Below are 25,282 nucleotides of genomic sequence, written 5' to 3'. Positions count from 1 at the left end.
CTCTCCCTTTTTTACTTCTTAGTCATCCCTTTAAAGGCGAATGCGATGTTTGAGGGGCGTTCGGCGAGCCGTCTCATGAAATAGCCGTACCAGTCATCCCCGTAAGGCAGGTAGACTCTCATGCGGTATCCTTCTTCCACCAGGCTGAGCTGGGTTTGCGAGCGCATGCCGTACAGCATCTGAAACTCAAAACGGTCGTTTGGAATGCCGTGCTCTTTGGCAAGCTGTTTTGTAAACTCGATCATTTTGTCATCATGCGTGGCAACTGCCGTATAATGTCCTTTTAAAAGCTGTTTGCGGATGAGTCTTTTATAATTTTCATCGACGTCGCTTTTTTCAGGATAGGCCACCTTTTCCGATTCTTTATAGGCTCCTTTGACAAGCCGCAGAAACGGATTCAGCGGGCTGAGGTCATCAAGATCCTTTTCCGTTCTGTACAGATAGGCCTGCACCACGGTGCTTACATATTCATACCGGCTTCGGAAGTCTTTAAAGATATCCAGCGTCTTCTGGCATCTCGTTTCATCTTCCATGTCAATCGTCACCATGACTTTATGTTTTTCAGCCGTCTGGAGGATTTTCGTCATATTTTCATAGACGAGATCGAGATCTATATCAAGACCTAAAGACGTCATTTTTAATGACACTTGGGAATTCAGCTGTTCATCAGCGATTAAGGCGATGGTCTGCATGCACTCCTCGGTGCGTTCTTTCGCGACATCACCGCTGTTGACAAATTCCCCCAAATGATCGACAGTAACTGACAGCCCCTGGCTGTTCAAATGTCGGATTGTCGGGATAGAACTGCGGAAATCCATTCCTCCGATGATTTTGCCGGCTGCCACACGGCTTCCCCAGCTTCGCGCCATCTTATTGAGAAAGCTGCTCTTGGATAAAAATAAGAAAAAATCTCTTGTAATCACTTCCAACCTTAACACCCCGCAATCTAAGAAGTATTTGTATGAGTCTATTGTAAATGGACAAAACATCCTCTCACAATATTCTAAAAATACAAAGATTCTGATAAATTTTTGTGGTTTTACCACAATCAGCTTCTTAGATAGCAGGCGGATTATGCCGAAAAAAGGCGGACGGAAATGACGGCAATCGTCAATTTCCGCCTTTTTCCCCCCACGCCTCTTCGACGGTCTGAATCAATAGCCGATTCAGTTCCTCCGTTATGTCAGGTTTCGGCGTTTTGATCGTTTTGACATAGTGCCCGATGCGTTCTATTTCTTCTTCTATAAATGCATGAATGATCGTATTTCTGGGTTCCGGAGCCAGCTCCTGACCGCTTTTTTTCCTTGTAAGCAGTGTATTGATTTCAGAAATGAGCGCTTCATCCGTCAATAAGGCATCGGCCAGTACGGGAAATGACATCGGCGGTACGGAGCCGAACGTTTCAATCCATCTGCAGGCAAGGAGAGGACGCAGAACATAAAAATACTTTTTAATCTTTACTTCACTGCCCCGCAATTCCGTTTTTTCATTCCGTTTTGCCATATTGAGATAATGATAGATGCCGGCTTCAGGCGAAAAGGCGCGGATTTTCAGTTTTCGAAGCTTTTCAGCCGCTGAGAAAGCTTCATAATAGATCATCTCAGAAGAGAGCCATTCCAAAAGAGGCGGATTTGATTTTTTAAAAAGCCTAAGCGCTTTTCTCAGTTCCCAGCCGCTGATGTCAAGCATGTCATGAATCGGCTCTTCTATGACATCCCTATGCGGTTCGATCGAAAAGTACCATTCTTTTTTCGGCACATAGAGAAACCGCACATCGTAGTCGCTGTCGCTTGACGGAAACCCCCATGCGCGGCTCCCTGATTCTACGGCGTAAAGCACCTTGACGCCGTGCTGTGCTTCAATTCGTTTTAATTCTTCGATGATCCTTTGTTTCATCTGTATCCGTCCTTTTCCGTGATCATTCCTGAAAAAAGCCCAAGTACTTGGGCTTTTCGCTGTCGTCAGCCTTTCAGATGCGCTTTCAGAAAGGCCAGCTTTTCCGTATGGAAAGAAGGTATGTATTCATGTCCGAAATACCGGTAAACCTTCAATTCTTTTTCCGTTTCCAGATGATTGTACGCGGCAAATACCGTCGACGGCGGGGTCACACGGTCAATCAGCCCGATGGACATGAGCACCGGAACTTTTACGCGGTCCGCCAGATTCATGATATCAAAATAGGCCAGTGTATTCATCGCGGCCTTCTCCGTTTCAGGGCTGCCGTTCTTTCTGAAAAAGGAGTTAATCTCAAGATACGGCTCATCAAGAGCGACATCAATGGCCCGCTCAAAATTGCTTAAATAAGGATAATCGGCCGCAACCGCTCTCGGAATGTCAGATAGTGCCGCCGCGGCGATTGAAAGTCCGCCTCCCTGGCTCCCGCCGATGACGGCGATCCTCGTTTCATCAACTTCATCAAAGCCGCTGATGACTTCCAAAGCCCGGACGGCGTCTAAGTACACGCCGCGGTAATAATATGTATCTTTATCTAAAATCCCTTTCGTCATCCAGCCGGGAACGTGTCCGTGCGGTGAGACGCTTGTATCTGTGCTGCTGTGCTGGCCGCGGACAAGCATGCCGAACGCGGCATATCCGTGAAGCGCCCAATTTACGATGTCATGTATATCCCCGTCATAGCTCGCATTATAGCCGTGATATTTCACGATGGCCGGATGCGGTCCTTGCCGGTCGGGAATGGCGTACCATCCCTCAATTTCCGCCTTGCCGAAGCTTCGGTATGTCAGCCGGAATACTTTCACGCCGTCAGCCGGGTAGCTTTCAGCCGTCAATTCAGGCTTTGCCTCTTCCTTTGCAAGCTCATGTAATGATGATGCCCAAAAATCCGAAAAGTCATGAGGAGCGGTTTTATTTGGTTTATAGGTTTGCAGTTGGTCGAGCGGCAAGTCGTATAATTGCATATCCGATTATTCTCCTTTGTTTTATAAGATTTAATTTTCTGACTCTATCTTAACACGATTTTACACTCATTTTCTAAACATTTTAATAAACGTTTGTTTAAAAACAAAAAAGCCGTGCGCTCACAGCGTCACGGCTCTTTTTACATCGGCTGATACAGGTCCCAGCCGATTTTTAACGTTTCTACGATATAATCGGCGATTTCTTCTGGTTCCAGATTATCCGTCGCCACTTTTGAATTATGTTTATCATAGATGCTTTGGCGCTCGTTAAAGAGCTGCTGCATTTCATCCATGGAACGGTTATGCAGAACGGGACGGCTTTCAATCAGCAGGTCAGCCCGCTGCTTCCAATTCTCCCATGATAAATCAAGATGGAGCACGAGGCAGTTTTCAAGGCAGCACTGTCTGATTTCCTCTTGTTTAAACGAACCGCCCCCAAGCGACACGATCTTGAATTTCGTATTACGGCAAATATCTAATATATAATCCTTTTCGGTCTGACGGAAAAAGGCTTCACCCTTCTGCTCAAACATTTCAGGGATGGACATATTGAAATCTTTCTCAATCTGCAAATCAATATCAATAAAGTCTCTGTATAGTTTCTTAGCGACCAGCTGGCCGATTGTTGTCTTTCCGACACCCATGAATCCGATCAGTACGATATTTCTTTCTCTTACGGGAATGGCACGTTTTGCGTTCATCTTCGGCGAAATCCTCCTAAGAAATGAAAAAGTTATGTTTATTATATGATAACTCAATATTGAAATATAGAGATAATGCAATGAAAGAAAACCCATCCTTTATAAGAAGAGATGAGTTTTTCTTTCTATCGGAGCTTAATGCGTTCCACCTTTCCGACAATGAAAATATAAGAAAATGCCCCGATAAATGCGACAGCGCCGACAAACAGAATCGCTCCGTTATATGAACCGGTCGCAGAAACGATAAACCCGATGAGAAGCGGGGTGATAATACCGGCCATATTGGCGAAAAAGCTAAAGACGCCCCCTGCCAATCCGATTGTTTCGCTTGGCGCGACCTCACTCAGCATCGTCCAGGATATATTGGACATGCCCTGCGCAAAAGAAGCAATGGATAAGATCGTCAAAACCGCGGGAGCAGAATCCGTAACATTCGCAAGCACGATGGAGCCTGTCAGCAGAAGACCGAGGATGACGGGCGTTTTCCGGGCAACGTTCACCGACACCCCCCGTTTCATCATGCCGTCAGACCAAAATCCGCCGAACAATACGCCGAAAAAAGCGGCGATATACGGGATTGATGCGGCAAAGCCGACTTTTAAGAAAGCCATGTGCTTTGCCTCCGCCAGATAAGTCGGAAACCATGTCAAAAAGAAGAACAGCGTGGAGGCTACGGCGAATTGGCCGATATACAATCCGACAAGCTTGCGGTATTTTAGCAGCTGGACGAAATCCGCCCACGATATCCCGCCGGCTGAATCAGACACCTCAGTCAGTCCGCCGCCTTCTTTAATATAATCAAGCTCCTCACGATTCACTTTCCGATACCCGTTCGGCTCGTGATACATTTTAAACCAGAAAATGGAGAAAACAATTCCGAGCACCCCTGAGGAAATAAATACGGCGCGCCAGTCAAATGCCGTTAACACCCAGAATAAAACCGGTGTGGCAAACGCCAGCCCGACATATTCCCCCGCCGTATAAACACCCGTCGCAAAGGCGCGTTCCCGCCTTGGAAACCATGTCGTGACAATCCGGTTGTTTGCCGGAAACGCCGGCGATTCAGCTATGCCGATGAGCAGGCGGCAGCCGAATAGAAACCCGAAACTTGTCGCAAAAGCTTGTACTCCGGTAAAAACCGACCACACAAATAAAGAAATTCCGTATGTCCGTTTTGACCCGAATTTATCCAAAATGAGCCCGCCTGGAATCTGCATCCCCGTATAGGTCCAGCTGAACGCAGAAAAAACGATGCCCAAAAGCGCGGGGCTTAGGTTCAGCGAATGTTGAATGGATGGGCCGACAATAGATACACTGGCTCGGTCTATATAATTAATCGCAGTGATAAAAAACAAAAGAACCAATATCACATAACGAGCGCGAGTCGGTTTATTGCGGACGGGACTGAAGGCCCTCAGCTCCGTTTCTTTTTTCAATGGCTTCTCCCCCCTTACTCGAATGAAATTAATTGTACAACACTTCGGTTAATTATTTAATACTTTGACGCAAAAAAGCGTTAAACAATTTGTGTGCCGCACTGACCTGATGCAGACACACCCCGCTTATAAAAAAGTGTCTGCCCTTTTCACCTGTTTATCCGTATCGCACCCGGGGAAAAAGTACACATATGATAGACAGTTACGGGAGGATTATCGATGAAACTGAGTTTTTGCACGACAGGATTTAAGAAAAAGCATATTTTCGACATCATTTCTTTCGCGAAGGAGCACTCCTTTGAGGGAATCGAACTGTGGTACGGACACGCTAAACAATATATAGAGGAAATCGGCCCGCTCGACAGGCTTTATCAGCAGCTTCAGGAGGTAGGCATCGGGGTGCCTGCCGTCAGTTTGTACACTGACTTCGCCACTCAGGATGAAAGGCAGGCGTTAAAGGATGTTCAAAGGGCATTAAGCGCGGCACGACAGCTGCACAGTCCCTTGATCAGAGTCTTTGCCGGCAATCTTCCTTCGCACCGGACGTCACCGGAAAAGTGGCAACGTGCGGTTGATCAATTTCAGCAGGCGGCACGGCTCTCAGATGACTATGAAGTCGATATCGGGCTTGAGATTCATTACGATACGTACGCGGATACACCGGAGGCGGCTCTGGCATTTTTGGAGGATGTCGGACATCCGCGGGTCCGCACCATTTTTGACGGCTCCAACCTACACGTCAATCACGTTGACCAAATGTCCGCTTTGGAAAAACTGTATCATACCGTCAGCCACATTCATCTGAAAAACTATCACTGGAATTTTGACAACTGGTATCTCAGCAAGCCAACTCCGATTTTTCAAGGAGATCTCGATCAAAAAGCATTTTTAAAAGAGCTGATGAACAGACAATATGACGGTTTTGTTTCTCTTGAGTATTTTGGGGAACATGCCTTTACGCATATAAAGGAATCGCTCCGCGAATATACGTCTGTTTTTTCCCGCTGACTCTTCGATCGAAGGGTCTTTTTTTGTATCATATAGAAAAAGGGGGATATCATGATGATCATTTGGATAAATGGGGCTTTCGGTTCCGGAAAAACACAAACAGCGTTTGAACTGCACAGAAGACTGAAACCGTCTTACATATATGATCCTGAAAAGATGGGGTTTGCGATGCGTTCGATGATACCGCCGGATATCGCTGAAGATGACTTTCAAAGCTACCCTTTGTGGCGGGAATTCAATTACAGCATGCTTTCCTATTTGTCAGATACATATCAGGGCATCATCATTGTGCCCATGACCATTACGAACGATCAATACTTCCATGACATTATCAGCAGGCTGAGACAGGATGGCCGGACCATTCACCACTTTACCCTGCTGGCTTCAAAGGAAACATTGCTGAAACGCCTGCGCACCAGAGCGGAAGGAAAAAACTCCTGGGCCGCAAAACAAATCGACCGCTGCATCAACAGCCTGTCTGATAGCCTCTTCACAGAACATCTCCATACAGACCAAATGTCTATTCAGCAGGTCGCAGAAACGATCGCTGCCCAAGCAAATCTGCCTCTTGAGCCTGATTCGAGAGGAAGCCTTCGAAGATTCACCGACAGATTGATGGTGAAGCTGAATCATATCCGTATCAAATAAAAAAACGTTTTGAAAACATGTCCCTGATCCATGCAAATGGATCAATAAATAAAAAGCCCCTCTGAAGGTTAAGAAAAAAATTTTAGAAATGCAGAAGGAATTTTATGGATAATAATCTAATTATTAACACTGTAACACATTTCATTTGAAAAGGGAGTGCTCGAAATGAAATTCAAAAAAGTGTTAACCGGTTCTGCGCTGTCTCTTGCCTTACTGATGTCTGCCGCTCCTGCCTTTGCCGCATCACCAACAGCATCCGCATCCGCGGAAAATAGCCCAATCTCAACGAAAGCAGATGCCGGCATTAATGCCATCAAACTCGTTCAAAGCCCTAACGGCAACTTCGCTGCTTCTTTCGTTTTAGATGGGACAAAATGGATTTTCAAAAGCAAATACTACGACAGCAGCAAAGGGTATTGGGTAGGGATTTATGAAAGTGTAGATAAATAAAAATGAGATAAACAAAAAACCTCCCTTTCAAAAGGGAGGTTTTTTTCATTCTATTTCCACCAATCATCAAACATCGATGCCGGCACCTGGCGCTTATGCTCTGTAGTGAGGTAGCGTTTTTCCAGCGCCTCAATCACTTCGGAAGAAACGTCCTTGCCTTCTAAATAATCATCAATGTCATTGTATGTGATGCCGAGTTCGGTCTCATCAGTCTGCTGCGGTTTTTCATCAAGCAGATCGGCCGTCGGTAATTTCAAATACAGGCGTTCCGGCGCGCCGAGCTCTTCTAATAAACGTCTGCCCTGGCGTTTCGTTAATCCGGTCAGCGGCAGCAGATCAGCTCCGCCGTCACCGTATTTCGTGAAGAAACCGGTCACCGCCTCGGCCGCATGGTCGGTTCCGATGACAAGCAGCCCCTCTTGTCCGCCGATGGCATATTGAGCGATCATTCTCATTCTGGCCTTTACATTTCCTTTGTTAAAGTCAGACAGCTGATCGCCCGTGTCTTTCTTATACTGATCAGCGAACGCGCTGACAGCGGACTTAATATCAAATGTCCATGATTTATCAGGTTTAATGAATTTGAGCGCCAATTGGGCGTCATCCTCATCCTGCTGTGTGCCGTGCGGAAGACGGACGGCGATAAATTCAGCGTTTCCGCCTTCTTCTCTGATGCTTTCAGCCGCCAATTGGGCGAGGCGTCCCGCAAGCGTGGAATCCTGCCCCCCGCTGATGCCGAGCACAAAGCCTTTGGCACCTGTTTTTTTCAAATATTGTTTCAGAAAGTTCACTCTGTCCTCAATTTCTTGTTTCGGATCAATTGAGGGTTTTACATGGAGATCATTCATAATTTGTTTCTGGATGCTCATCCCAATCACTCCTCCTGCATTGTTTCTTTATGATTCATTTCCCGTTCATACTGAAAATGAATCATGCCACTATGTACGACTCTTTGTTAAATATAGCACAGGTGCAGTTTTTAAGTGAACCAAATACACCGGGATCAGCTGATTTCCACCCGCAGCGCCGTGATGCTGTCTCCGTTGCATTTCCCTTTTTCGATCGGACAGGATGAAAACGCGACGACGAGATCCATTTCCGCACGGAGCCGTACATAATCACCCGCGTCAGAAAGAGGGGTTTCGACTGATAAGTTCCCCTTCTCATCGAGCACCGTGTTCATAAAGATGGCAAATGGGTAATGCATATGCGGCCGCGGCACCCCGAACGGTTCAAGCGCCCCGCTCATATTGTCATAGCACGTATCCTGGAGCTCGTCTTTATGCTTTCCGTATAAAAGCCTGTTCATATCCGGACGGCAGGCGGGAAGCAGCAGGTCATGCTTGCCGACTGTATCCTCAATCAGCGTCAGCATCGGCTTGTATAAATTCGAATAAATATGATCACCTGTTTTTACATGAATGGACTGGTTGGCATCAATCGTCGCGCCCTGATCAAGATGTTCATAAAAGTCCTTGGCATGATACGCCGTAAAATCAGCCACCTGCTGCCCTTCCACATCGACTACTTTTATAATCTGCCCTTTGTGAACCTTCAGGCCGAGCCCTTTTTTCGGCGGTACGATAAATTGCTGTGTCATCAGACTGCTCCTTTTTTTCTTCTATTATGAACTTCGGCCGTTTGTTTCATGTAAAGCAATTTATTGGATGTATATTCCCCTTCTGACGGCCGCAATCTAAGCTTTGATAAAGGGGTTGAACTTCATGGGTAAATCACAGGACCAGCCTAAAGGAAATCTCGCTTGGTGGCAGCTCTCCTTAATCGGCGTCGGCTGCACAATCGGGACGGGCTTTTTTCTCGGGTCCGGCATCGCTATTGTCAAAAGCGGATATTCCGCGCTGATCTCATTTCTTATTGCCGGGCTTGGCACCTATTTTGTCTTTGAGCAGCTCGCGAAGCTTTCGGCCAAACAGCCCGAAAAGGGGTCTTTTTGCGCTTATGCGAGAAAGGCTTTCGGCACTTGGGCCGGTTTCAGCAACGGATGGGTGTACTGGTCGTCCGAGATGCTGATCACTGGAAGCCAGCTGACAGCGATCTCGCTGTTTACGAAGCATTGGTTTCCGAATGTGCCGCTGTGGATTTTCGCCTCCATCTATGCGGTGCTCGGTCTTTTGATTATATTTACGGGGCTGTCCGTTTTTCAAAAAACGGAAAATGTGCTCGCTGTTGTCAAGACGGCGGCGATTTTTATGTTTATCGTGATCGCCATATTGGCGCTGTGCGGTATATTTTCTCATAAACCGGATGTGCAGGTGCCGAACGAATCTAAGGATTTGTTCCCGCACGGAGCGATGGGGTTATGGACGGGACTGATTTATGCGTTTTACGCCTTCGGAGGAATTGAAGTCTTGGGGCTGATGACCGTGCATTTAAAAAAGCCGGAGGAAGCCTCAAAATCAGGCCGGCTGATGCTTGCCGTTCTTGCGGTGATTTACGTCATTTCTCTCGGCCTGGCGCTGCTGTTAGTGCCGCTGGGCAAATTCACCGAACAGGACAGCCCGTTTATTACATCGCTGAAGGGTTTTCATTTAGATATCATTCTTGATATTTTTAACGGGATTTTTATTATTGCGGGATTTTCCACGCTCGTCGCCTCGCTGTTTGCCGTGACGACATTGCTTTGTACGATGGCAGATGACGGAGATGCGCCGAAATGCTTCAGATTAAAGGAAAACAAAAAAATCTGCTGGCCTGCGCTCGGATTGACGTTTGCCGGACTCATCGTCTCCATCATCCTGTCATTGGTGCTGCCGAAAAATATATATGAACACATGACAACCGCGGCGGGCCTGATGCTTCTTTATACGTGGCTGTTCATTTTGTTCTCGGGCAAGAAACTGCTCGAAACGACAAAGATGGGAACCGTACAGATTGTTATCGCCCTTGTGCTGATTGTCGCGGCCGTCTCCGGGACGCTGTTTGAGAAATCGAGCCGGCCCGGTTTTCTGGTCAGCCTTTGTTTTCTCGCCGTCATTGCGATCGTGACATGGATCGTACAAAAAAAGCAGGGACACAGCCCTGCCGGATCATAGCTTATTTCGTCGGTTTAAACAGCCTCTTCAAATAAGAAAAGGGACACTTTGACACTTCCGTCTCATCATCACGGAGGAAATATTGCTTCCATTCTAAATTGTCTTTTCCTCCGTACCACCCCAATCGGGGATGAAGAGGGGCTTCGTCATATGCCTCTAAACGTTTTCTGATCAGCCGGCTCATGTTTCGTCCGAACGCGGTTGAATCGTTTAATCCTTCGAAAACCCATCTCGGCTGAAACGCCAGCATAAAAAACGGGAAGCTTCTGCTTTGTCTCGCTTCATGCGCAGGCGTCGCGCACAGAATAAAATACGGCTCGCCGTCAAAGCAGAACTCCCATTTATAATGTTCAGGGTCTTCCGGCATGTCTTCCGGCCAGTCTTTCGGGTCGCAGCCGCTCAGCCGGTTTAAAAAAGACCAGAACAGCTCTTCATACGCCTCAACGGAATAATGCTCAGCTAAATCCTCAGGCGTATCAAAAATCACAAGCAGCGACGCGTATCTTCCGGTATTCCTTGAGATCTTTCCGTACTCGGACAGCAGCATCCCCACTTCCTCCGGGGTTCCCTCTTCGCGGGGATCACCCGCAAAAGATATCCGGAGCTGATCTGTCAAAAATCCCTGACGTCCGGGAATGCACGGAAACGTATCCGCTTTATCACCTATTGTTTCTGATAGAAGCTCAAAAGCGATTCTCTGCCAATTTGGCAGATCCAATAACTTTTCCTCAAGGCAACTTTTTGTGTACAGCCCGCTTGTCATCGGCCCACCTCCAGTATCGTCATGATACGTTATGATGAAGATAGGCGATGGGTGACTCTTCTATTTATGAGATGAGCATTTGAATCCCCTGCCATCCGAAATAAAACCCAAAAACGATCAAAGACACACCCGCCGCTCCCGTCAGCCAGCGGAGCGCTTTTTCATGAAGGAGATTTCTGAAAGTGCTCGCGGCGACCGCCATGCAGAAATCCCAGATCAAAATGCCGAGAAGAATGCCGGAGCTGTAAATCAAAAGCTGATTTGCATCGAAGGATTCAGCGGTTTTAGCGAGGATGCTGCCGTATATGCCGAGCCAGAATAAAATGCTCAGCGGATTGGAAAGAGAAATAAAAAATCCCGCGCCGAATGTTTTGTAAAAAGCCGGTTTTCCTTTTCCGCTTCTGACATTCATGGCTTCCCTGATATTTTTTAGCGTTTCGACTCCCGTATAGGTCAGCACGAAAAAACCGAAGAGCCACAAAAACGTTTTTACAAAAGGAGCGGTCAAAAATTGAGACAGCCCGAAATAGATCAGAATCATATACAGCCCGTCCGCGGCCATGGCGCCAAGACCGAAAATCCATGCATGCCAAAAGCCGTTTTTGATGCCTTTGTCAATTTGCGCCGCATTGACCGGTCCGACAGGTGCTGACAATGACAGCCCGAGAACGATGTAGCTTAAAAAGATGTTCATTGGCTTCCCCCTCATTCATGCAACTTGTACAAGTTATTCATGAATGGGCCGTGCTATGATATATTATTTTAATTTCTCAAGCTCGTCTTCCATCATGTCCGTCGCTTTTCCTAAAAAATCGAATATCAGCCGCAGTTCTTCTTCTTTATATTGTCGGCAAAGGCTGATCGTGGACTGGGATAAGGAGCTGAACAATTGCTTCACATTCGCCTTTCCGGCTGTCAGCGGCACGATAATCACCCGACGTTTGTCTTCGGGGTCTTTTTTCCTCATGACATATCCCGCTTTTTCGAGCCGGTCAATGAGCGCCGTTACCGAACCTGTGCTGAGACCGGTTTTTTTCCCAAGCTCACCTGCGGTCATCGGGCCTGCTTCATTTAAGATATCAGCTGATTTTAAATCGGTCGGAAACAGACCGAGAGATTGAGCGGCCGCCTGATGAAACAGGATCGTCCTTGTGGCCATCTTTCGGAATAACTGTATCGCGGTTTCCTCCGTCTCGCTTCTGGTATTTCTTGTTGACAACTGACAGGCCTCCCTATAAAATCAATTTATCTTGACGATCAAGATAATTTTCGGCAAATCTAATATGATCATAGCAAATTTAATGATCAAAAGTAAGTATGGGAGGAAAAAGCATGGAACAAACAGCCGCGAAGGACGCCTCGACGAAGTTTGTCGTCATCGGTCTTTTGCTGGGCATTTTAATGTCGGCTATGGATAATACAATCGTTGCCACTGCGATGGGAAATATCGTGGCGGACCTCGGAAGTTTCGATAAGTTCGCGTGGGTGACGGCATCATACATGGTAGCCGTTATGGCCGGTATGCCGATTTACGGAAAACTGTCCGATATGTACGGACGGAAACGCTTCTTTTTATTCGGTCTTATTCTTTTCTTAATCGGATCCGCGTTATGCGGAATCGCCCAAACAATGGATCAGCTCATTATTTACCGCGTCATTCAGGGAATCGGCGGAGGCGCGCTGATGCCGATCGCCTTCACGATCATTTTTGATTTATTTCCGCCGGAAAAACGCGGAAAAATGTCGGGCATGTTCGGTGCCGTTTTCGGCCTGTCCAGCGTTCTCGGGCCGCTTTTAGGCGCGCTCATTACCGACTCCATCAGCTGGCACTGGGTGTTTTACATCAACGTGCCGATCGGTATTTTATCATTGTTTTTCATTCTTCGTTATTATAAAGAATCCCTTGAACACAAGAAGCAGAAAATCGACTGGGCCGGCGCAATCACGCTGGTGGTTTCCATTGTCGGTCTGATGTTCGCTCTTGAGCTCGGCGGAAAAACGTATGATTGGAACTCCGTGCAGATCATCGGTCTGTTCGCTGTGTTCGCCGTGTTCTTTATCGCCTTTTTTATTGTGGAAAGAAAAGCGGAAGAACCGATTATCTCATTTTGGATGTTTAAAAACCGTTTATTTGCTACGGCACAGATTCTGGCGTTCCTTTACGGAGCCACGTTCGTCATTTTAGCGGTGTTTATCCCGATCTTCGTTCAGGCTGTGTACGGAAGCACCGCGACAAGCGCGGGCTTTATTTTGACGCCGATGATGATCGGTTCTGTTATCGGAAGTATGATCGGCGGAATTTTCCAGACAAAAGTGCGGTTCCGCACTTTAATGCTGATTTCCGTGGTCGCTTTCTTTATCGGAATGCTGCTGCTTTCCAATATGACACCGGATACGGCGCGTACGATGCTGACGGTATTCATGCTGATCTCAGGATTCGGCGTCGGCTTCAACTTCTCACTGCTGCCGGCTGCGTCCATGAACGATCTGGAGCCGCGTTACCGCGGAAGCGCCAACTCAACAAACTCGTTTTTGAGATCATTCGGTATGACGCTCGGTGTGACGATTTTCGGAACCATCCAGACGAATGTGTTTACCAACAAGCTCACAGATTCATTCAGCGGCATGAAAGGAGCGGGCGGCGCGATGCAGAACATCGGAAATCCGCAGGAGATTTTCCAGGCCGGCACGCGCGCTCATATTCCGCCGCACATTCTGGATCGCATTATTGACGCCATGTCGCAAAGCATCACATATGTATTTACGCTTGCGCTGGCGCCGATCGTCATTGCGGCCGTTACCATTTTGTTTATGGGAAAAGCGAGAGTAAAAACCTCTCAGGAAATGGCGAAAAAAGCGAATTAAAAAAAAGCAGTACATGGCGTTTGCCATGTACTGCTTTTTTGTTTACTCTGCGAAATGCGGAGCGAGAATATCTTTCAGCACGTTTGCGCTGCGGCTGAATTGAGCCTGTTCTGTTTCATTCAGCTCAAGTTCCGTCACACCTGCGATGCCGTTCCGATTGACGACGGCCGGAACGCCGATAAAGACGTCGTTTACACCGTATTGGCCGTCCAGATATGTGCTGACGGTTAAAATGCTGTTTTCATTACGCAAAATCGCTTTTGTGATGCGGGCGAGGCTCATCGCCACTCCGTAATATGTCGCACCTTTTTTCTCGATAATATGGTAGGCCGCGTTTTTCACATCGTCAACAATCTGATCCAGCTCGTCCTGTTTGTAAGCTGCATGTTTCTCCAGCAATTGCTGCACCGGCACTCCGCCAATATTGGCGTGACTCCATACAGGAAGCTCGGTATCGCCGTGCTCGCCGATAATGTGGGCGTGTACGTTTTGCGGAGCGGCTCCGAAGTATTCACTCAGCATATAACGGAATCGCGCAGAATCCAGTGTCGTGCCGCTGCCGATGACGCGTTCTTTCGGCAGCCCGCTGAATGTCCATGTCGCATAAGTGAGAATGTCGACCGGGTTTGTGGCAACGAGGAAGATGCCGTCAAATCCGCTTGCCATTACTTCACCGACAATGCTTTTAAAAATGGCGAGATTTTTTTCGACCAGCTCAAGTCTCGTTTCGCCCGGTTTTTGATTGGCCCCTGCACAGATGCACACGATATCGGCATCCTTGCAATCCTCATATGTGCCGTAAGACGTTTTGACCGGATGAGGCGCAAATGCCTTTCCGTGATTTAAATCCATGACATCTCCCATGGCTTTTTCTCTATTTACATCAATGATCACAAGCTCATCTGTGATCCCTTGGTTAATTAACGCAAATGCATAACTGCTTCCAACAAAACCTGCTCCGATTAATGCTACTTTGTTCACTCGTTCGTTCATCATGTATGCTCATCCTCCAGTGTTTCGTGGTGTCTGTTTTTATCTTGTGAAGTATTTCACATTTATATTGTGCAATACTTCACAAACTTTTGCAAGAGAAAAGTTTGATTTTTGGACAAAAAAATATCGGTGATGGTTTCCGGATTGTTGACAACATCCTAAAACGGAACCGTTTTAGGATGCTGTCACATTTTCAGCGTGATTGAAGACGCGCTGTCCCTTTCCCAGAAGCGGGGGTTTTCCGGCACGCTGATGTGATGATAGCCCTATCCATTATTGCGGAAGATAACCATTCAAACCAGAATTGTTATACAAACCATTCTGCACATAATCAAAGCCGGGCTGGTTCTGTCCGGGCACTTGGGCGCTGCCATTGTTAAAAATCACTTTGGCGTTGGCCGTATCCGCATTCTCAGGCAGCGTCAGCGTGTACATTCCATCTGCATTCTTAGTCATGGCTTTCCCCGGCCACGATCCGGTTAATTCTATGGCCCTGCCTCCATCATGTTTGTAAATATAAGCATTTACCTGGCCCCAATGGTCCGGATTTTGATAGCCAATGATGTTGGTTTGGGACGGGTCTTTTTTAACAAACGTGTATTCTTGGGTTCTCGCTGCACCCTCGCCGTTCGTTCCGGTTAATTTAATGTTGTAAGTCGTGCCGATTGGATCTCCTTTCCCGATCGTTAGTCGGTCTCCATCCTTAAATGCTGTCTGCTGCCCATTATTGATTTGGTAAACGGCTTTTGTTGTTTTCGCATTTGCACGCAGGGTGACCGTCAGCTGATCATTGAAAGAATGGACTGCCCCCGTTTGGTAATTCTCAAGAAAGACATGAGGCGCATTTCCAATATCATCAGGATAAAGAACAGCCGCCGATCTGGCATTGATCGTACCTGTCAGTTTGCCGTTCGCTACTTGAAATGAACCGGCGCCGGCCCTATTATCATACCTGCCGTCAGGTAATTTCGCTGAAGTATTGATGGTGACAGAAGACGATCCTGCATTTGCCAGCACAACGCCTTTTGAGCCGCGCTGATTCATAAAGATTTGGTTGTTCCCATTCGGATTCGAGAGTTCCTCAGGCTGCCCGGCCATTACATTGTGAAATGTATTGACCGCAGTGATCGCCTGATCTTTAAATAAGGCGCTCCCGCGATCTCCTATTTGACTTTTTCCGGGAAATCTTACACCATTTCCTCCGCCCTCAGGTCTGGAAAAGAAAAGAGGCGTGCTTCCTGAGCGGGAACCAATCACTGCCCAGCCTAAACGAATATCGTCATCACTCATCCATGTGGACTCTTCATCATCATTGGCATACGTATCATGTGATTCCACCCATGTGACTAACTTGTCCGCAGACACGTCAGATGCATAATGGGAGATATTCGACACACTCAGATTACGGTTCTTTAAAGCGGATCTGATGGAATGCCCGTAGTTAGAAGCCGTCACATTCATATAATTCGCATAAGCAGTATCTCTGGACGCGCTGTCTTGCAGGATTTCTCCGTATTGGAACTCCGCCGATGTATTTGTGATATTCGGCCAAAATTGGCTGCCGTAATTCCCATCATCCGGAAGCTCTATATGCTTGGCGGCATCATAGCGGAACCCGTCTGCTCCGTCATTCAATGCTCTATCCAAGAAACGTTTCAGATAGGCCTGCACCTCAGTATTCTGTGTATTCCAATCATACAGCCCAAGCAATGAATTTTGAGTGACGTCCCATCGATCCGACCAATTTTTAATTTGTGTGTTTCCATGGGTCCAGTTTGGAATACGCTTAATCTCGTCAGAAATCGCGCCATAATCGCTGGTAGTATGATTGATAACCGCATCGACAATGACTTTTACGCCATATTTTTCCGCGGCTGCACACATGTCCTTAAATTCTTGTTCAGTGCCTAAGTAACGGTTTCCGATTTGGTACGATGTCGGCTGATACAGCCAGTACCAGTTCCTCATGCTTTTATCTCCTTGGTTCCCTTCCTTTACTTGGTTAATCGGAGACGTCTGAATGGCTGCATAGCCCGCATCACGAATATCTTTCATATTTTGTGTTAACGTATTGAACGACCAATTCCATGCATGAAGGATGGTCCCGTTTTTGACCGATGACGCGGTCACCTTATTCGATTTGTTTGCAGTTTCAGCGTTTGCAGCCGCCGGGCCTGACAAAACCAAATGAAACAGCAATAAAAATCCGGCGAATAACGGCAGTAAAGAGGTTTTGAATCGTTTTTCAAACATTTTTGACACTCCTTATTTCATTTTTGAAGACTGACTGCGGAGTCAAAAATTCCTCTTACTCTTTCTTCAGCTCCTTTCAACTGTTGTGAAGACTGGAGAATTTTGTTAACGCTTACATTTCAACTTATCACACACTCTCTATCAAAGCAACGTGACAGAGTGAATTCAAATCTATATTCCTATCAATTAAAAAGACTTCCCGCTTTCAAACAAAAAAAGAAACCACCTGTCAAGATGATTTCTTTTTTATTTCTTTTATCGCTCTTCTGTAAGACAGCTTCACAATGACATACCGAAGCAGAAACAGAATGCCTCCGCAGACGATAAAAAGAAAGATCATTTTCAGCCAAGCAAAGAATGTATGGGGAAACCCCCTGTCGTACATCGTAATCGCCGCTGCCGCAAAAGTGACCGCAATTGAATCTATCCGCTGCTGCTTCACCCGCTTTTGCAGTTCTTCTTTGGTGTCTATTCTCGGCATGAGCATTCCCGACGCCCCCGCCCTGATGCAATAATAAACAATTATAATGAAGAAAACCGCCAAGCTTCCGGCCCATTCCCTAAACGGACAGTTCAGAACAAGTCCGCGTACGATGATGTCAAGCAAAGACAGTGTGCCCACAAGCATTCCGACTTCTGACCAAATCATTCGTTCTTTCTCTTTCACACTCTCACTCTTTCCATTCACGTTTGAAAGTCCGTTCCGACGCTGATTCATGACTTCCTCCCGTACTATTAAGAATGGCTTACAACTCCCATTATATCTTGCCGATTCATAATGATAAACCGAAATATCATTGACAAAAATGTTAATAAGGACCCCAATTGATCAGGACGCCTATGCAGATAAACACGAGACCGATGACAAACCAAATCAGCGCCAGCGGAATCATGAAGCGAAGCCACTTTACGTACGGAATGCCGCTGGCAGCCAGTACGGCTATCAGCACACCGGAAGTCGGATTGACACAGTTTACGACGCCTTCTCCGAGCATGACCGCTTCAACCGCGACCTGTCTCGTGATGCCCATCAGATCGGCAAGCGGCGCCAAGATCGGAATAAATACGACCGCCTCCCCTGAGCCCGATGAAATCAGAAAATGAAGCAGAGCGCTGGAAATATACATTCCGATGGCGCCTGCCATCGGGCTGAAACCGTGCAGCAGTGACGCAAGTCCATTGACTACCGTATCAAGCAGCTTTCCATGTTCCAGGATAACGGAAATGCTTCTCGCCATTCCGACGATCAGCGCACCGTAAACGAGCCCCTGACAGCCTGTAATAAACGTTTTTGCGATATCATTTGCCGCCATTCCCGCAATCAGGCCTGACACGATTGAGATAAAAATGAACACGGCGGCCATCTCTGAATCAGACCAGCCAAGAGTAAGCGCGCCGTATAAAAAGCCGGCAAGAGACAAAGCCGCAACAGCCAGAATCAATTTATGGCGGACGGTAAACGGGACATGCTTGTCCTCCGGCTCAGAAACCTGCGGGAATGAACCTGCCGCCGGAAACCAATCGTTCCCCAGCAGACTGGCGTCCTTTGCTTTTCTGAGTTTTCTCGTATACCGATAAATATATAAAATAGATGATAACAGAAAACAAATGTAGACGGCAATCCGCAGGCCGATACCGGAAAACAGCGGCAGCTCCGCGATGCTTTGTGATAACCCGAGCGGTGAAGGTGATAAAATCGTCGCGTTAAACCCGGCATAGCAGCCGATATAAATGACGGCCGCTCCGGCCACGGCGTCCCATTTCAGCGAGCGGGCGACGATCAGGCCGATCGGAATAAAACCGATCACGGAATTAACGACGATGCCGGTTGTGCCGAGGATCGAAAATAGAGATCCGACAATCGCAATAAACAGCAGCTGTTTTGTGCGGAACGTACTGATGACATTACTGATCAATCCATTGATGGCGCCCGTTTTCTCCAAAATCGCAATGGTGCCGCCCGTAAACAGGATTAAAAAAATAATCGGCGCGGAACTTGTCATCCCTTCCTGAATCGCGGTAAAAAAAGCGATCGGGCTGACAGGAGACTGGTCTAAAGAATGATAGCTTCCCGGGACGGCGGACGTCACACTGCCCTTTGTCACCCTGTCAAATTCCCCCGCGGGAACGATGTACGACGCTATCGCGCATAGTAAAGCGACAATGAACAGCAGCACATAAGCATCAGGCATCACAAACAATTTCTTCTTTTTCAATACAGGTTCGGCCTTCGGCACAGCCATAACATCACCATCCCGCTTTAAATTTATAAACTATTCAGAAAATACAGATATGTGCTATATTATATACAGACCGATTGCCTGTTTTCAATATCAAAAATAAAAAATAGACAGCTTTTGAAGGAGGACTTACGGCATGAACAGACTCACAGCGCATGAAAAGCAAGTCATTATGGATATTTTTGACCACCTGCACGCCAATCCCGAAGTAAGCTGGAAAGAATATCAAACAACTGAATATCTGACTGAAAAACTGAAAGAGGCCGGCTGCCGGACCCGCACGTTTGATGATTGTACCGGTGTTGTCGGCGAAATCGGAGAAGGCTCGCCCGTTGTGGCTGTCCGGGCGGATATTGACGCGCTGTGGCAGGAAGTGGACGGTGTCTTTCAGGCGAACCATTCATGCGGACATGATTCACATATGACGATGGCGCTCGGCACGATGATGCTTTTAAAGAGTCAGCCGAAACTTCCGAAGGGCACCATCCGCTTTATTTTTCAGCCGGCTGAAGAAAAAGGAGGCGGAGCGCTGAAAATGATTGAAAAAGGCGTACTGGATGATGTTGACTTCTTATACGGCGTGCACGTGCGCCCCGTACAGGAAACGGCAAACGGCCGATGCGCACCGTCCATTCTGCATGGCTCAAGCCAGCATATAGAAGGCCTGATTATCGGAGAAGAAGCCCACGGCGCGAGACCGCATCTCGGCCTTAACAGTATCGAAATCGCCGCTCTTCTCGTCCAAAAACTCAGCTTCATTCATCTTGATCCCGGCATCCCGCATTCCGTGAAGATGACAAAGCTTCAGGCAGGCGGTGAGAGTTCCAATATCATTCCGGGAAAAGCATCGTTCAGCCTTGATCTCCGCGCACAAACCAATGCCGCCATGGAGAAATTAACCGCCGAAACCGAAAGAGCCTGTGAGGCGGCGGCTGCCGCATTCGGAGCAAAAATCGAACTGCAAAAAGAACACAGCCTCCCGGCAGCCGAGCGAAACAAGGAGGCGGAAGCCATCATGGCATCTGCGATAAGCGGCATTCTCGGAGAAGAACATGTGGATGAACCTCTTTTGACAACCGGAGGAGAGGATTTTCACTTTTACGGGTTAAAGGTGCCGAACTTAAAAACGACGATGCTCGGCCTAGGATGCGGTCTGCAGCCGGGGCTTCACCATCCCCAAATGACATTTGACCGAAGCGCCATCTTTACAGGCGTTGAGATATTAACGGCTGCCGTCCTCAAATCGTTTGAAGCATAAAAAAAGCAGCCCGTTACAGGGCTGCTTTTCTTCGTTATTTCTTCAAATCTTCAATTGAATTGACGTTTTTCATATACTGAGGAACGACCAGACCCATCTTGACGCCTGTCAGACTCGTTCCTACATCTTCATATTTGCCTTTATATTTAGACGCATATGCCTTATGGGTATTCGGAAGCCAAGCAGACAATGACGCATCCGCGCTGCCTGTCGCAATCGCAGTCCACATCGGTCCTGCCTCCACTTGCGTCAGCTTCACGTCATAGCCGAGGTCTTGAAATACTTTTCCGATTACATTCGTACTTGCGATTTCACTGTCCCATGCCACATAAGCCAGGTTAATTTTATCCCCTTTAACTTTATGGGCGCCTTTTGTCCATTGAGCCACTTGGTCTTTGTGTTTTTTCACATATTCAGCAGCGGCTTTGGCCGGCTTTTCGCCTTCTTCAACGGCAATCATGACTTCTCCCATATCGTCCTGCGTCCATTTGAACTGGCTGAGAACTTTGGCCGCGTTAGGCTGTTCCTTACTGAAGCCGGTTCTTGTAATTGTATGAATCTGCTCGGCAGTTCCGTACGTTTTTTTCGGATCATCAAGGAACTTCAGCTTGTATCTGGAGAACATCCAGTGCGGCGTCCAGCCCGTTACGATGATCGGCTTTTTCCGGTCATATGATTTCTTCAATGTCGCCGTCATGGCGGCACTTGACGCCGTGACGACATTCCAGTCTTTCAATCCGTAATCCTTCACGGCCTCATCCGTCAGGGCCATGATCCCCGATCCCGGATCAATACCGATAATGGTTTTGTTCACCTGGTCCGCAGCCGTTGCCTTACCATCAGTCTGCGAACCGCAGGCAGCCAAAGAAAGAGCCAGCGCAGCGGTAACGCCGACACCGATGATTTTCTTAAGCATCAGGCATTCCCCCTGCTCTTCTTCTTCACTTTAATGTTTTGCGTGATACGGTCGAGTGTAATCGCTACGATAACGATCGCGATACCCGCTTCCACTCCGACACCGGTTTTCAACTGTGTCACGGCGCTGTATACTTCAGAACCGAGACCCGGCGCACCGACCATGGCCGCGATAACGACCATTGACAAAGCAAGCATGATGCTTTGGTTAATACCGGCAAGAATTGTTTTTGTGGCAAGCGGAAGCTGCACCTTGAACAGACGCTGAGACGTCGTTGAACCGAATGCTTCCGTCGCTTCGATCAAATCAGCCGGAACTTGTTTAATACCGAGAACCGTCATGCGGATCGTCGGAGGCATCGCGAAAATAACAGATGCCACGACGCCTGGCACAACCCCGATATTAAAGAAGAAAATTGCAGGCAGCAGATATACGAAAGCCGGCATGGTCTGCATTAAATCCAGAATCGGTGTAACAATGCGGCGGACCGTTTCTTTCTGAGACGCCCATATGCCGATCGGAACCCCGATAATAATGGAAATCAAAACAGATGTGACGACAAGCGCCAACGTTTGCAGCATCGGCGACCAATAGCCCAAATAATCAATAACAAGGAATCCGATTAACGTAAAGAGTGCAATTCCTCTCGTACTGATCCACCAAGCGAGAGCTGCAAAAATAACAGTCAATAAAATAGACGGGATGAAACCCAAACCGCTCACAATCGCGTTTACGAAAGCGGCCAAACCGTTTGAGATTCCGTCAAAGAAACCTCCGAACGTCATGGTAAGCCAGTCAACAAACCGGTCAACGATATCTGCTAACGGAATTCTAGGCAATCTGTCCATTTACTTCACCCCCTGAACAGAAGAATCCTGAGCTTGTTCAGCAGAATCTTCAACATTTATATAATCGTTATTTCCTGAAAGCGCGCCGATTAATGCGCCTTTTACGACAATGCCTTTCATGCGGTCCTTATCGTCCGTGACGGCGATCGGAATATTCGCATCAGACACGACATCGAAAATTTCCGTCAAGTATGTGCTTTCGTGCACAGTCGTAAATTCAGTATTTAAAATATCCTGAAGCGATAAGTCGGATTCCACCGCTTTTTTCGCATCCGCCGCGTGAATGACGCCGAGAAGCTGTTTCTGTTTATCAACGGCGTAAATAGAAGAAATACCGAGATTCTTCATGAGCTGCAGCGCTACACGAGGCCCTTTGTCAATCCGCACGGTTTCAGCGCGCTTCATGATGTGGCCCGCTGTCAGAACTTTGGATAAATCAACGTCCTCAACGAATTTCTCAACGTATTCATTGGACGGGCTCATCAGAATTTCTTCAGGCGTCCCGATCTGAACGATGTTACCGTCTTTCATCAGCACGATTCTGTCGCCGATGCGCAATGCTTCATCAAGATCATGCGTGATAAAGATGATCGTCTTGCCGACAGAGTCATGAAGGTCTAAAAGCTCATCCTGCATGTCTTTGCGGATCAGCGGATCAAGCGCACTGAAAGCTTCATCCATCAGAAGAATGTCAGGATCATTCGTCAATGCGCGGGCAAGTCCGACACGCTGCTGCATTCCTCCGCTGAGCTGATCTGGGAATTGGTGTTCAAAGCCTTCAAGACCGACAAGTTTAAGCGAATCAAGCGCTTTTTGCTCACGCTCTTTTTTGTCGACGCCTTGAAGCTCCAGGCCGTATTCCGTATTTTCAAGAATCGTTCTGTGCGGAAACAGTGCAAATTTTTGAAAGACCATGCTGATTTTTTTCCGGCGCACTTCCCGGAGCTGGTCTTTTGACATATTTGTTATCATGTCACCATCAATATAAATATTCCCGGCAGTCGGTTCAATAAGCCGGTTTAACAGCCGAACTAAAGTTGATTTACCGCTCCCCGATAGACCCATGATGACAAATATCTCCCCATCATATACATCAAAGTTTGCTTGATTGACACCAACGGTTGATCCGGTCGCTTTCAGGATCTCTTTTTTGTTTTTTCCGCTGGACAGCATCTGAATGGCTTTTTTTGTCTGTTTTCCGAAAACCTTAGATACATTTTCGACTTTTATCTTAATTGGTTTCTCATCCAAATTCATATTTTCCCTCCATAATAAGCAATCTTTAATACCGTAACACGTTTGTAATAAGTCAAACAAACATCATAATCCCGTTTATTTTGTATCATTACTTTAAAAACATCCCTGTGTCTTATTTTCCTCTGGTATGCTTCTAAATACTCTCTAATCCTCCTTATTGAGGATAAATTATAAAGTAAATCGGGATTTTATCAGGCTTGAGAACGTTTCCATCGAATGTGCTGCAAACTGATTTCCTATCCTTTTTTTACAAAAACAAGAATTTTTTCGCGACATTGTCCTGAAAAAAGAAGTTTTCCCCTCCTAAAAATAAGGAATATTAAGGAAAAATATAGGTCTGTCAACAGACAGCTCACTAAAAAAAGCACCCCAAAAGGGTGCTCATTGCGCAAGCTCTGTCTGTTTCGTTTCTTTTCCGAGAATAATAATGGTGATGACGGCAATCAGGATGGCCGCACAAAAGACGGCGAAAATCACTGTAAACGAAACGTTCCGGGCTGCAAGCGATCCGACGAGAAGCGGACCGAAAATGCCGCCGATTCTGCCGACGGCCGCCGTTGTGCCGGAACCGGTCGCACGAATCGCCGCAGGATACTGCTCCGGTGTATAGGCGTAAAGCACGCCCCATGCGCCGAGATTGAAGAAGGACAGCAGCATGCCGGCTGTGAGCAGCATGCCCAATGAATCCGCGGCACCGAAGAAATAAGCGCTGCCCGCCGTTCCGAGCAAATAGATGACTAAGATGGTCTTCCGCCCCGCTTTTTCGATCAGCCACGCCGCAGAGAAATATCCGGGAAGCTGGGCAAGTGTCATCAGAAGGACGTATTCGAAGCTCTCAATCATGCTGTAGCCTTTCATCAGCATCACGCTCGGCAGCCATAAAAACATGCCGTAATAAGAAAAGACGACGCAGAACCAAACGACAGACAGCAGCACCGTCGACCGGATATACGGTTTCGTCCAGACACTTCCCGCCTGCCCGCGTATGCTTTTTTTCTGCGGCAATGCCTGATGCGCCGGTGATTCCGGAAGGCTTTTCCGCAAGTACAGCGCATAAAATGCGGCCAGCGCCGTTAAGAGCAGCGCGGCCTGCCAGCCGAATGACGGTATGACAAAGTAGGAAATCACCGCCGCAAGAAGCCAGCCCGCGGCCCAAAAGCTCTCAAGCAGCACGATGATCCGTCCCCGCTTTTCGGGAGCGGACGCTTCTGACACGAGCGTTGAGGCGACAGGCAGTTCCCCGCCAAGCCCCATTCCGATCAGAAAACGCAATATGAGAAAAACCGTCAATCCCGTTGCGAAAGCGGATATGCCGCTTCCGACAGAAAAGAATAACAGCGTGATCATAAACACTTTTTTCCGGCCGATCCTGTCGGCCAGCATTCCGAATACAAAGGCGCCCGCTGCCATACCGATGGAATTGACGCTTCCGATCCATTTCATTTGATCGGGTGTTAAATTCCAATCAGTGTGAAGCGCGGCGATAATAAACGATAAAATTCCGACATCCATCGCATCAAACAGCCAGCCCATTCCGGCAATCGCCAGAAGTTTTCGCGGAGTGACGGCAGGTTGTTTGTTCATAAGCAGCACCTCAAATCGAAAATGATTACCGTATAAGTTTACACCTGTCTTTACACATTGTCATTATCTTTTTTCGCAAAAAAATCCCGCT

The 25,282-nt window shown here is 47.4% G+C and carries 24 protein-coding genes; 6 read left to right on the top strand and 18 right to left on the bottom strand.

Annotation, left to right across the window (positions count from 1 at the left end; genetic code table 11):
• Positions 1–11: 11 nt before the first annotated feature.
• The 5 genes from JNUCC21_RS01690 to JNUCC21_RS01670 form a co-directional block, all read right to left on the bottom strand.
• On the bottom strand, positions 12–923 hold the full coding sequence (locus JNUCC21_RS01690; protein ID WP_087920787.1) for a proline dehydrogenase family protein: 912 nt from the start codon (positions 921–923) through the stop codon (positions 12–14).
• Between the two features lie 187 nt (positions 924–1,110).
• Positions 1,111–1,896: a nucleotidyltransferase domain-containing protein gene (locus tag JNUCC21_RS01685; RefSeq protein WP_011996301.1), complete on the bottom strand. Its 786-nt coding sequence runs from the start codon at positions 1,894–1,896 to the stop codon at positions 1,111–1,113.
• 65 nt (positions 1,897–1,961) lie between these two features.
• Complete coding sequence (cah, locus tag JNUCC21_RS01680) at positions 1,962–2,918, bottom strand: cephalosporin C deacetylase (protein ID WP_038456910.1); 957 nt, start codon at positions 2,916–2,918, stop codon at positions 1,962–1,964.
• A 140-nt stretch (positions 2,919–3,058) separates the two neighbouring features.
• On the bottom strand, positions 3,059–3,619 hold the full coding sequence (locus tag JNUCC21_RS01675) for a shikimate kinase (protein WP_038456909.1): 561 nt from the start codon (positions 3,617–3,619) through the stop codon (positions 3,059–3,061).
• 125 nt (positions 3,620–3,744) lie between these two features.
• A complete protein-coding gene (locus JNUCC21_RS01670; protein ID WP_038456908.1) occupies positions 3,745–5,055 on the bottom strand; it encodes an MFS transporter in 1,311 nt (436 codons plus the stop codon).
• A gap of 219 nt (positions 5,056–5,274) precedes the next feature.
• On the opposite strand from JNUCC21_RS01670, the gene JNUCC21_RS01665 reads away from it, so the two are divergent.
• The 3 genes from JNUCC21_RS01665 to JNUCC21_RS01655 all read left to right on the top strand — a co-directional run bounded on the left by JNUCC21_RS01665 (position 5,275) and on the right by JNUCC21_RS01655 (position 7,161).
• A complete protein-coding gene (locus JNUCC21_RS01665; protein ID WP_038456907.1) occupies positions 5,275–6,063 on the top strand; it encodes a sugar phosphate isomerase/epimerase in 789 nt (262 codons plus the stop codon).
• A 54-nt stretch (positions 6,064–6,117) separates the two neighbouring features.
• Positions 6,118–6,711: a tunicamycin resistance ATP-binding TmrB gene (gene tmrB / locus JNUCC21_RS01660; RefSeq protein ID WP_007409063.1), complete on the top strand. Its 594-nt coding sequence runs from the start codon at positions 6,118–6,120 to the stop codon at positions 6,709–6,711.
• A 165-nt stretch (positions 6,712–6,876) separates the two neighbouring features.
• Positions 6,877–7,161, top strand: a complete 285-nt coding sequence (locus tag JNUCC21_RS01655; protein ID WP_007409062.1) for an antimicrobial peptide LCI — start codon at positions 6,877–6,879, stop codon at positions 7,159–7,161.
• 50 nt (positions 7,162–7,211) lie between these two features.
• On the opposite strand, the gene nadE is transcribed toward JNUCC21_RS01655, so the two are convergent.
• Both nadE and JNUCC21_RS01645 read right to left on the bottom strand, forming a co-directional pair.
• A complete protein-coding gene (gene nadE / locus JNUCC21_RS01650) occupies positions 7,212–8,030 on the bottom strand; it encodes an ammonia-dependent NAD(+) synthetase (RefSeq protein ID WP_072588774.1) in 819 nt (272 codons plus the stop codon).
• 134 nt (positions 8,031–8,164) lie between these two features.
• Positions 8,165–8,761 (bottom strand): DUF1989 domain-containing protein, encoded by a 597-nt coding sequence (locus JNUCC21_RS01645; RefSeq protein WP_011996295.1) that lies wholly within the window; start codon positions 8,759–8,761, stop codon positions 8,165–8,167.
• Between the two features lie 124 nt (positions 8,762–8,885).
• Between JNUCC21_RS01645 and JNUCC21_RS01640 the strand changes: the two genes are divergently transcribed.
• Complete coding sequence (locus JNUCC21_RS01640) at positions 8,886–10,214, top strand: amino acid permease (RefSeq protein WP_150940977.1); 1,329 nt, start codon at positions 8,886–8,888, stop codon at positions 10,212–10,214.
• 1 nt (position 10,215) lies between these two features.
• On the opposite strand, the gene JNUCC21_RS01635 is transcribed toward JNUCC21_RS01640, so the two are convergent.
• The 3 genes from JNUCC21_RS01635 to JNUCC21_RS01625 all read right to left on the bottom strand — a co-directional run bounded on the left by JNUCC21_RS01635 (position 10,216) and on the right by JNUCC21_RS01625 (position 12,196).
• Entirely contained in the window at positions 10,216–10,977 is a 762-nt protein-coding gene (locus JNUCC21_RS01635; RefSeq protein WP_052827023.1) for a YqcI/YcgG family protein, read from the bottom strand.
• Positions 10,978–11,041: 64 nt separating this feature from the next.
• Positions 11,042–11,671 (bottom strand): LysE family translocator, encoded by a 630-nt coding sequence (locus JNUCC21_RS01630; RefSeq protein ID WP_007409057.1) that lies wholly within the window; start codon positions 11,669–11,671, stop codon positions 11,042–11,044.
• 63 nt (positions 11,672–11,734) lie between these two features.
• Positions 11,735–12,196: a MarR family transcriptional regulator gene (locus JNUCC21_RS01625; RefSeq protein ID WP_003156626.1), complete on the bottom strand. Its 462-nt coding sequence runs from the start codon at positions 12,194–12,196 to the stop codon at positions 11,735–11,737.
• A gap of 113 nt (positions 12,197–12,309) precedes the next feature.
• Between JNUCC21_RS01625 and JNUCC21_RS01620 the strand changes: the two genes are divergently transcribed.
• A complete protein-coding gene (locus tag JNUCC21_RS01620; protein ID WP_015239110.1) occupies positions 12,310–13,842 on the top strand; it encodes an MDR family MFS transporter in 1,533 nt (510 codons plus the stop codon).
• A gap of 42 nt (positions 13,843–13,884) precedes the next feature.
• Here the strand turns inward: JNUCC21_RS01620 and JNUCC21_RS01615 are convergent, their stop codons facing one another.
• The 4 genes from JNUCC21_RS01615 to JNUCC21_RS01600 all read right to left on the bottom strand — a co-directional run bounded on the left by JNUCC21_RS01615 (position 13,885) and on the right by JNUCC21_RS01600 (position 19,331).
• The gene (locus JNUCC21_RS01615) at positions 13,885–14,838 is read right to left on the bottom strand and encodes an L-lactate dehydrogenase (protein WP_011996292.1); all 954 of its coding nucleotides are present in this window, start codon (positions 14,836–14,838) and stop codon (positions 13,885–13,887) included.
• A 270-nt stretch (positions 14,839–15,108) separates the two neighbouring features.
• A complete protein-coding gene (locus JNUCC21_RS01610) occupies positions 15,109–17,088 on the bottom strand; it encodes a starch-binding protein (RefSeq protein WP_369878508.1) in 1,980 nt (659 codons plus the stop codon).
• A gap of 229 nt (positions 17,089–17,317) precedes the next feature.
• Entirely contained in the window at positions 17,318–17,806 is a 489-nt protein-coding gene (locus tag JNUCC21_RS01605; RefSeq protein ID WP_020955284.1) for a DUF6773 family protein, read from the bottom strand.
• Positions 17,807–17,897: 91 nt separating this feature from the next.
• Entirely contained in the window at positions 17,898–19,331 is a 1,434-nt protein-coding gene (locus JNUCC21_RS01600; protein WP_369878507.1) for a YfcC family protein, read from the bottom strand.
• Positions 19,332–19,464: 133 nt separating this feature from the next.
• Between JNUCC21_RS01600 and JNUCC21_RS01595 the strand changes: the two genes are divergently transcribed.
• On the top strand, positions 19,465–20,586 hold the full coding sequence (locus tag JNUCC21_RS01595) for a M20 peptidase aminoacylase family protein (RefSeq protein WP_039062549.1): 1,122 nt from the start codon (positions 19,465–19,467) through the stop codon (positions 20,584–20,586).
• Between the two features lie 34 nt (positions 20,587–20,620).
• Here JNUCC21_RS01595 and JNUCC21_RS01590 read toward each other — a convergent pair whose 3' ends face one another.
• The 4 genes from JNUCC21_RS01590 to JNUCC21_RS01575 all read right to left on the bottom strand — a co-directional run bounded on the left by JNUCC21_RS01590 (position 20,621) and on the right by JNUCC21_RS01575 (position 25,191).
• Positions 20,621–21,502: a glycine betaine ABC transporter substrate-binding protein gene (locus JNUCC21_RS01590; RefSeq protein WP_007409051.1), complete on the bottom strand. Its 882-nt coding sequence runs from the start codon at positions 21,500–21,502 to the stop codon at positions 20,621–20,623.
• A complete protein-coding gene (gene opuAB / locus JNUCC21_RS01585) occupies positions 21,502–22,350 on the bottom strand; it encodes a glycine/proline betaine ABC transporter permease subunit OpuAB (protein ID WP_003156639.1) in 849 nt (282 codons plus the stop codon). Before opuAB ends, JNUCC21_RS01590 begins: the two co-directional genes overlap by 1 nt.
• Positions 22,351–23,607, bottom strand: a complete 1,257-nt coding sequence (gene opuAA / locus JNUCC21_RS01580) for a glycine/proline betaine ABC transporter ATP-binding protein OpuAA (RefSeq protein ID WP_003156640.1) — start codon at positions 23,605–23,607, stop codon at positions 22,351–22,353.
• A gap of 381 nt (positions 23,608–23,988) precedes the next feature.
• A complete protein-coding gene (locus JNUCC21_RS01575; protein ID WP_039062546.1) occupies positions 23,989–25,191 on the bottom strand; it encodes an MFS transporter in 1,203 nt (400 codons plus the stop codon).
• Between the last annotated feature and the right edge of the window lie 91 nt (positions 25,192–25,282).

Source organism: Bacillus sp. JNUCC-21 (genome assembly GCF_041222765.1).
GTDB lineage: Bacteria > Bacillota > Bacilli > Bacillales > Bacillaceae > Bacillus > Bacillus velezensis.
This window is presented reverse-complemented; position numbering and strand designations above follow the sequence as displayed.

What these genes read in the sequence shown, in the direction of transcription:
- JNUCC21_RS01610 (WP_369878508.1), bottom strand. Translation starts at nt 17,088, where the DNA reads ATGTTTGAAAAACGATTCAAAACCTCTTTACTGCCGTTATTCGCCGGA.
- JNUCC21_RS01600 (WP_369878507.1), bottom strand. Translation starts at nt 19,331, where the DNA reads ATGGCTGTGCCGAAGGCCGAACCTGTATTGAAAAAGAAGAAATTGTTT.
- JNUCC21_RS01665 (WP_038456907.1), top strand. Translation starts at nt 5,275, where the DNA reads ATGAAACTGAGTTTTTGCACGACAGGATTTAAGAAAAAGCATATTTTC.
- JNUCC21_RS01640 (WP_150940977.1), top strand. Translation starts at nt 8,886, where the DNA reads ATGGGTAAATCACAGGACCAGCCTAAAGGAAATCTCGCTTGGTGGCAG.
- JNUCC21_RS01575 (WP_039062546.1), bottom strand. Translation starts at nt 25,191, where the DNA reads ATGAACAAACAACCTGCCGTCACTCCGCGAAAACTTCTGGCGATTGCC.
- JNUCC21_RS01655 (WP_007409062.1), top strand. Translation starts at nt 6,877, where the DNA reads ATGAAATTCAAAAAAGTGTTAACCGGTTCTGCGCTGTCTCTTGCCTTA.
- JNUCC21_RS01595 (WP_039062549.1), top strand. Translation starts at nt 19,465, where the DNA reads ATGAACAGACTCACAGCGCATGAAAAGCAAGTCATTATGGATATTTTT.
- JNUCC21_RS01635 (WP_052827023.1), bottom strand. Translation starts at nt 10,977, where the DNA reads ATGACAAGCGGGCTGTACACAAAAAGTTGCCTTGAGGAAAAGTTATTG.
- nadE (WP_072588774.1), bottom strand. Translation starts at nt 8,030, where the DNA reads ATGAGCATCCAGAAACAAATTATGAATGATCTCCATGTAAAACCCTCA.
- opuAB (WP_003156639.1), bottom strand. Translation starts at nt 22,350, where the DNA reads ATGGACAGATTGCCTAGAATTCCGTTAGCAGATATCGTTGACCGGTTT.
- JNUCC21_RS01685 (WP_011996301.1), bottom strand. Translation starts at nt 1,896, where the DNA reads ATGAAACAAAGGATCATCGAAGAATTAAAACGAATTGAAGCACAGCAC.
- JNUCC21_RS01590 (WP_007409051.1), bottom strand. Translation starts at nt 21,502, where the DNA reads ATGCTTAAGAAAATCATCGGTGTCGGCGTTACCGCTGCGCTGGCTCTT.
- JNUCC21_RS01605 (WP_020955284.1), bottom strand. Translation starts at nt 17,806, where the DNA reads ATGAATCAGCGTCGGAACGGACTTTCAAACGTGAATGGAAAGAGTGAG.
- JNUCC21_RS01630 (WP_007409057.1), bottom strand. Translation starts at nt 11,671, where the DNA reads ATGAACATCTTTTTAAGCTACATCGTTCTCGGGCTGTCATTGTCAGCA.
- JNUCC21_RS01620 (WP_015239110.1), top strand. Translation starts at nt 12,310, where the DNA reads ATGGAACAAACAGCCGCGAAGGACGCCTCGACGAAGTTTGTCGTCATC.
- tmrB (WP_007409063.1), top strand. Translation starts at nt 6,118, where the DNA reads ATGATCATTTGGATAAATGGGGCTTTCGGTTCCGGAAAAACACAAACA.
- JNUCC21_RS01615 (WP_011996292.1), bottom strand. Translation starts at nt 14,838, where the DNA reads ATGATGAACGAACGAGTGAACAAAGTAGCATTAATCGGAGCAGGTTTT.
- opuAA (WP_003156640.1), bottom strand. Translation starts at nt 23,607, where the DNA reads ATGAATTTGGATGAGAAACCAATTAAGATAAAAGTCGAAAATGTATCT.
- JNUCC21_RS01675 (WP_038456909.1), bottom strand. Translation starts at nt 3,619, where the DNA reads ATGAACGCAAAACGTGCCATTCCCGTAAGAGAAAGAAATATCGTACTG.
- JNUCC21_RS01645 (WP_011996295.1), bottom strand. Translation starts at nt 8,761, where the DNA reads ATGACACAGCAATTTATCGTACCGCCGAAAAAAGGGCTCGGCCTGAAG.
- cah (WP_038456910.1), bottom strand. Translation starts at nt 2,918, where the DNA reads ATGCAATTATACGACTTGCCGCTCGACCAACTGCAAACCTATAAACCA.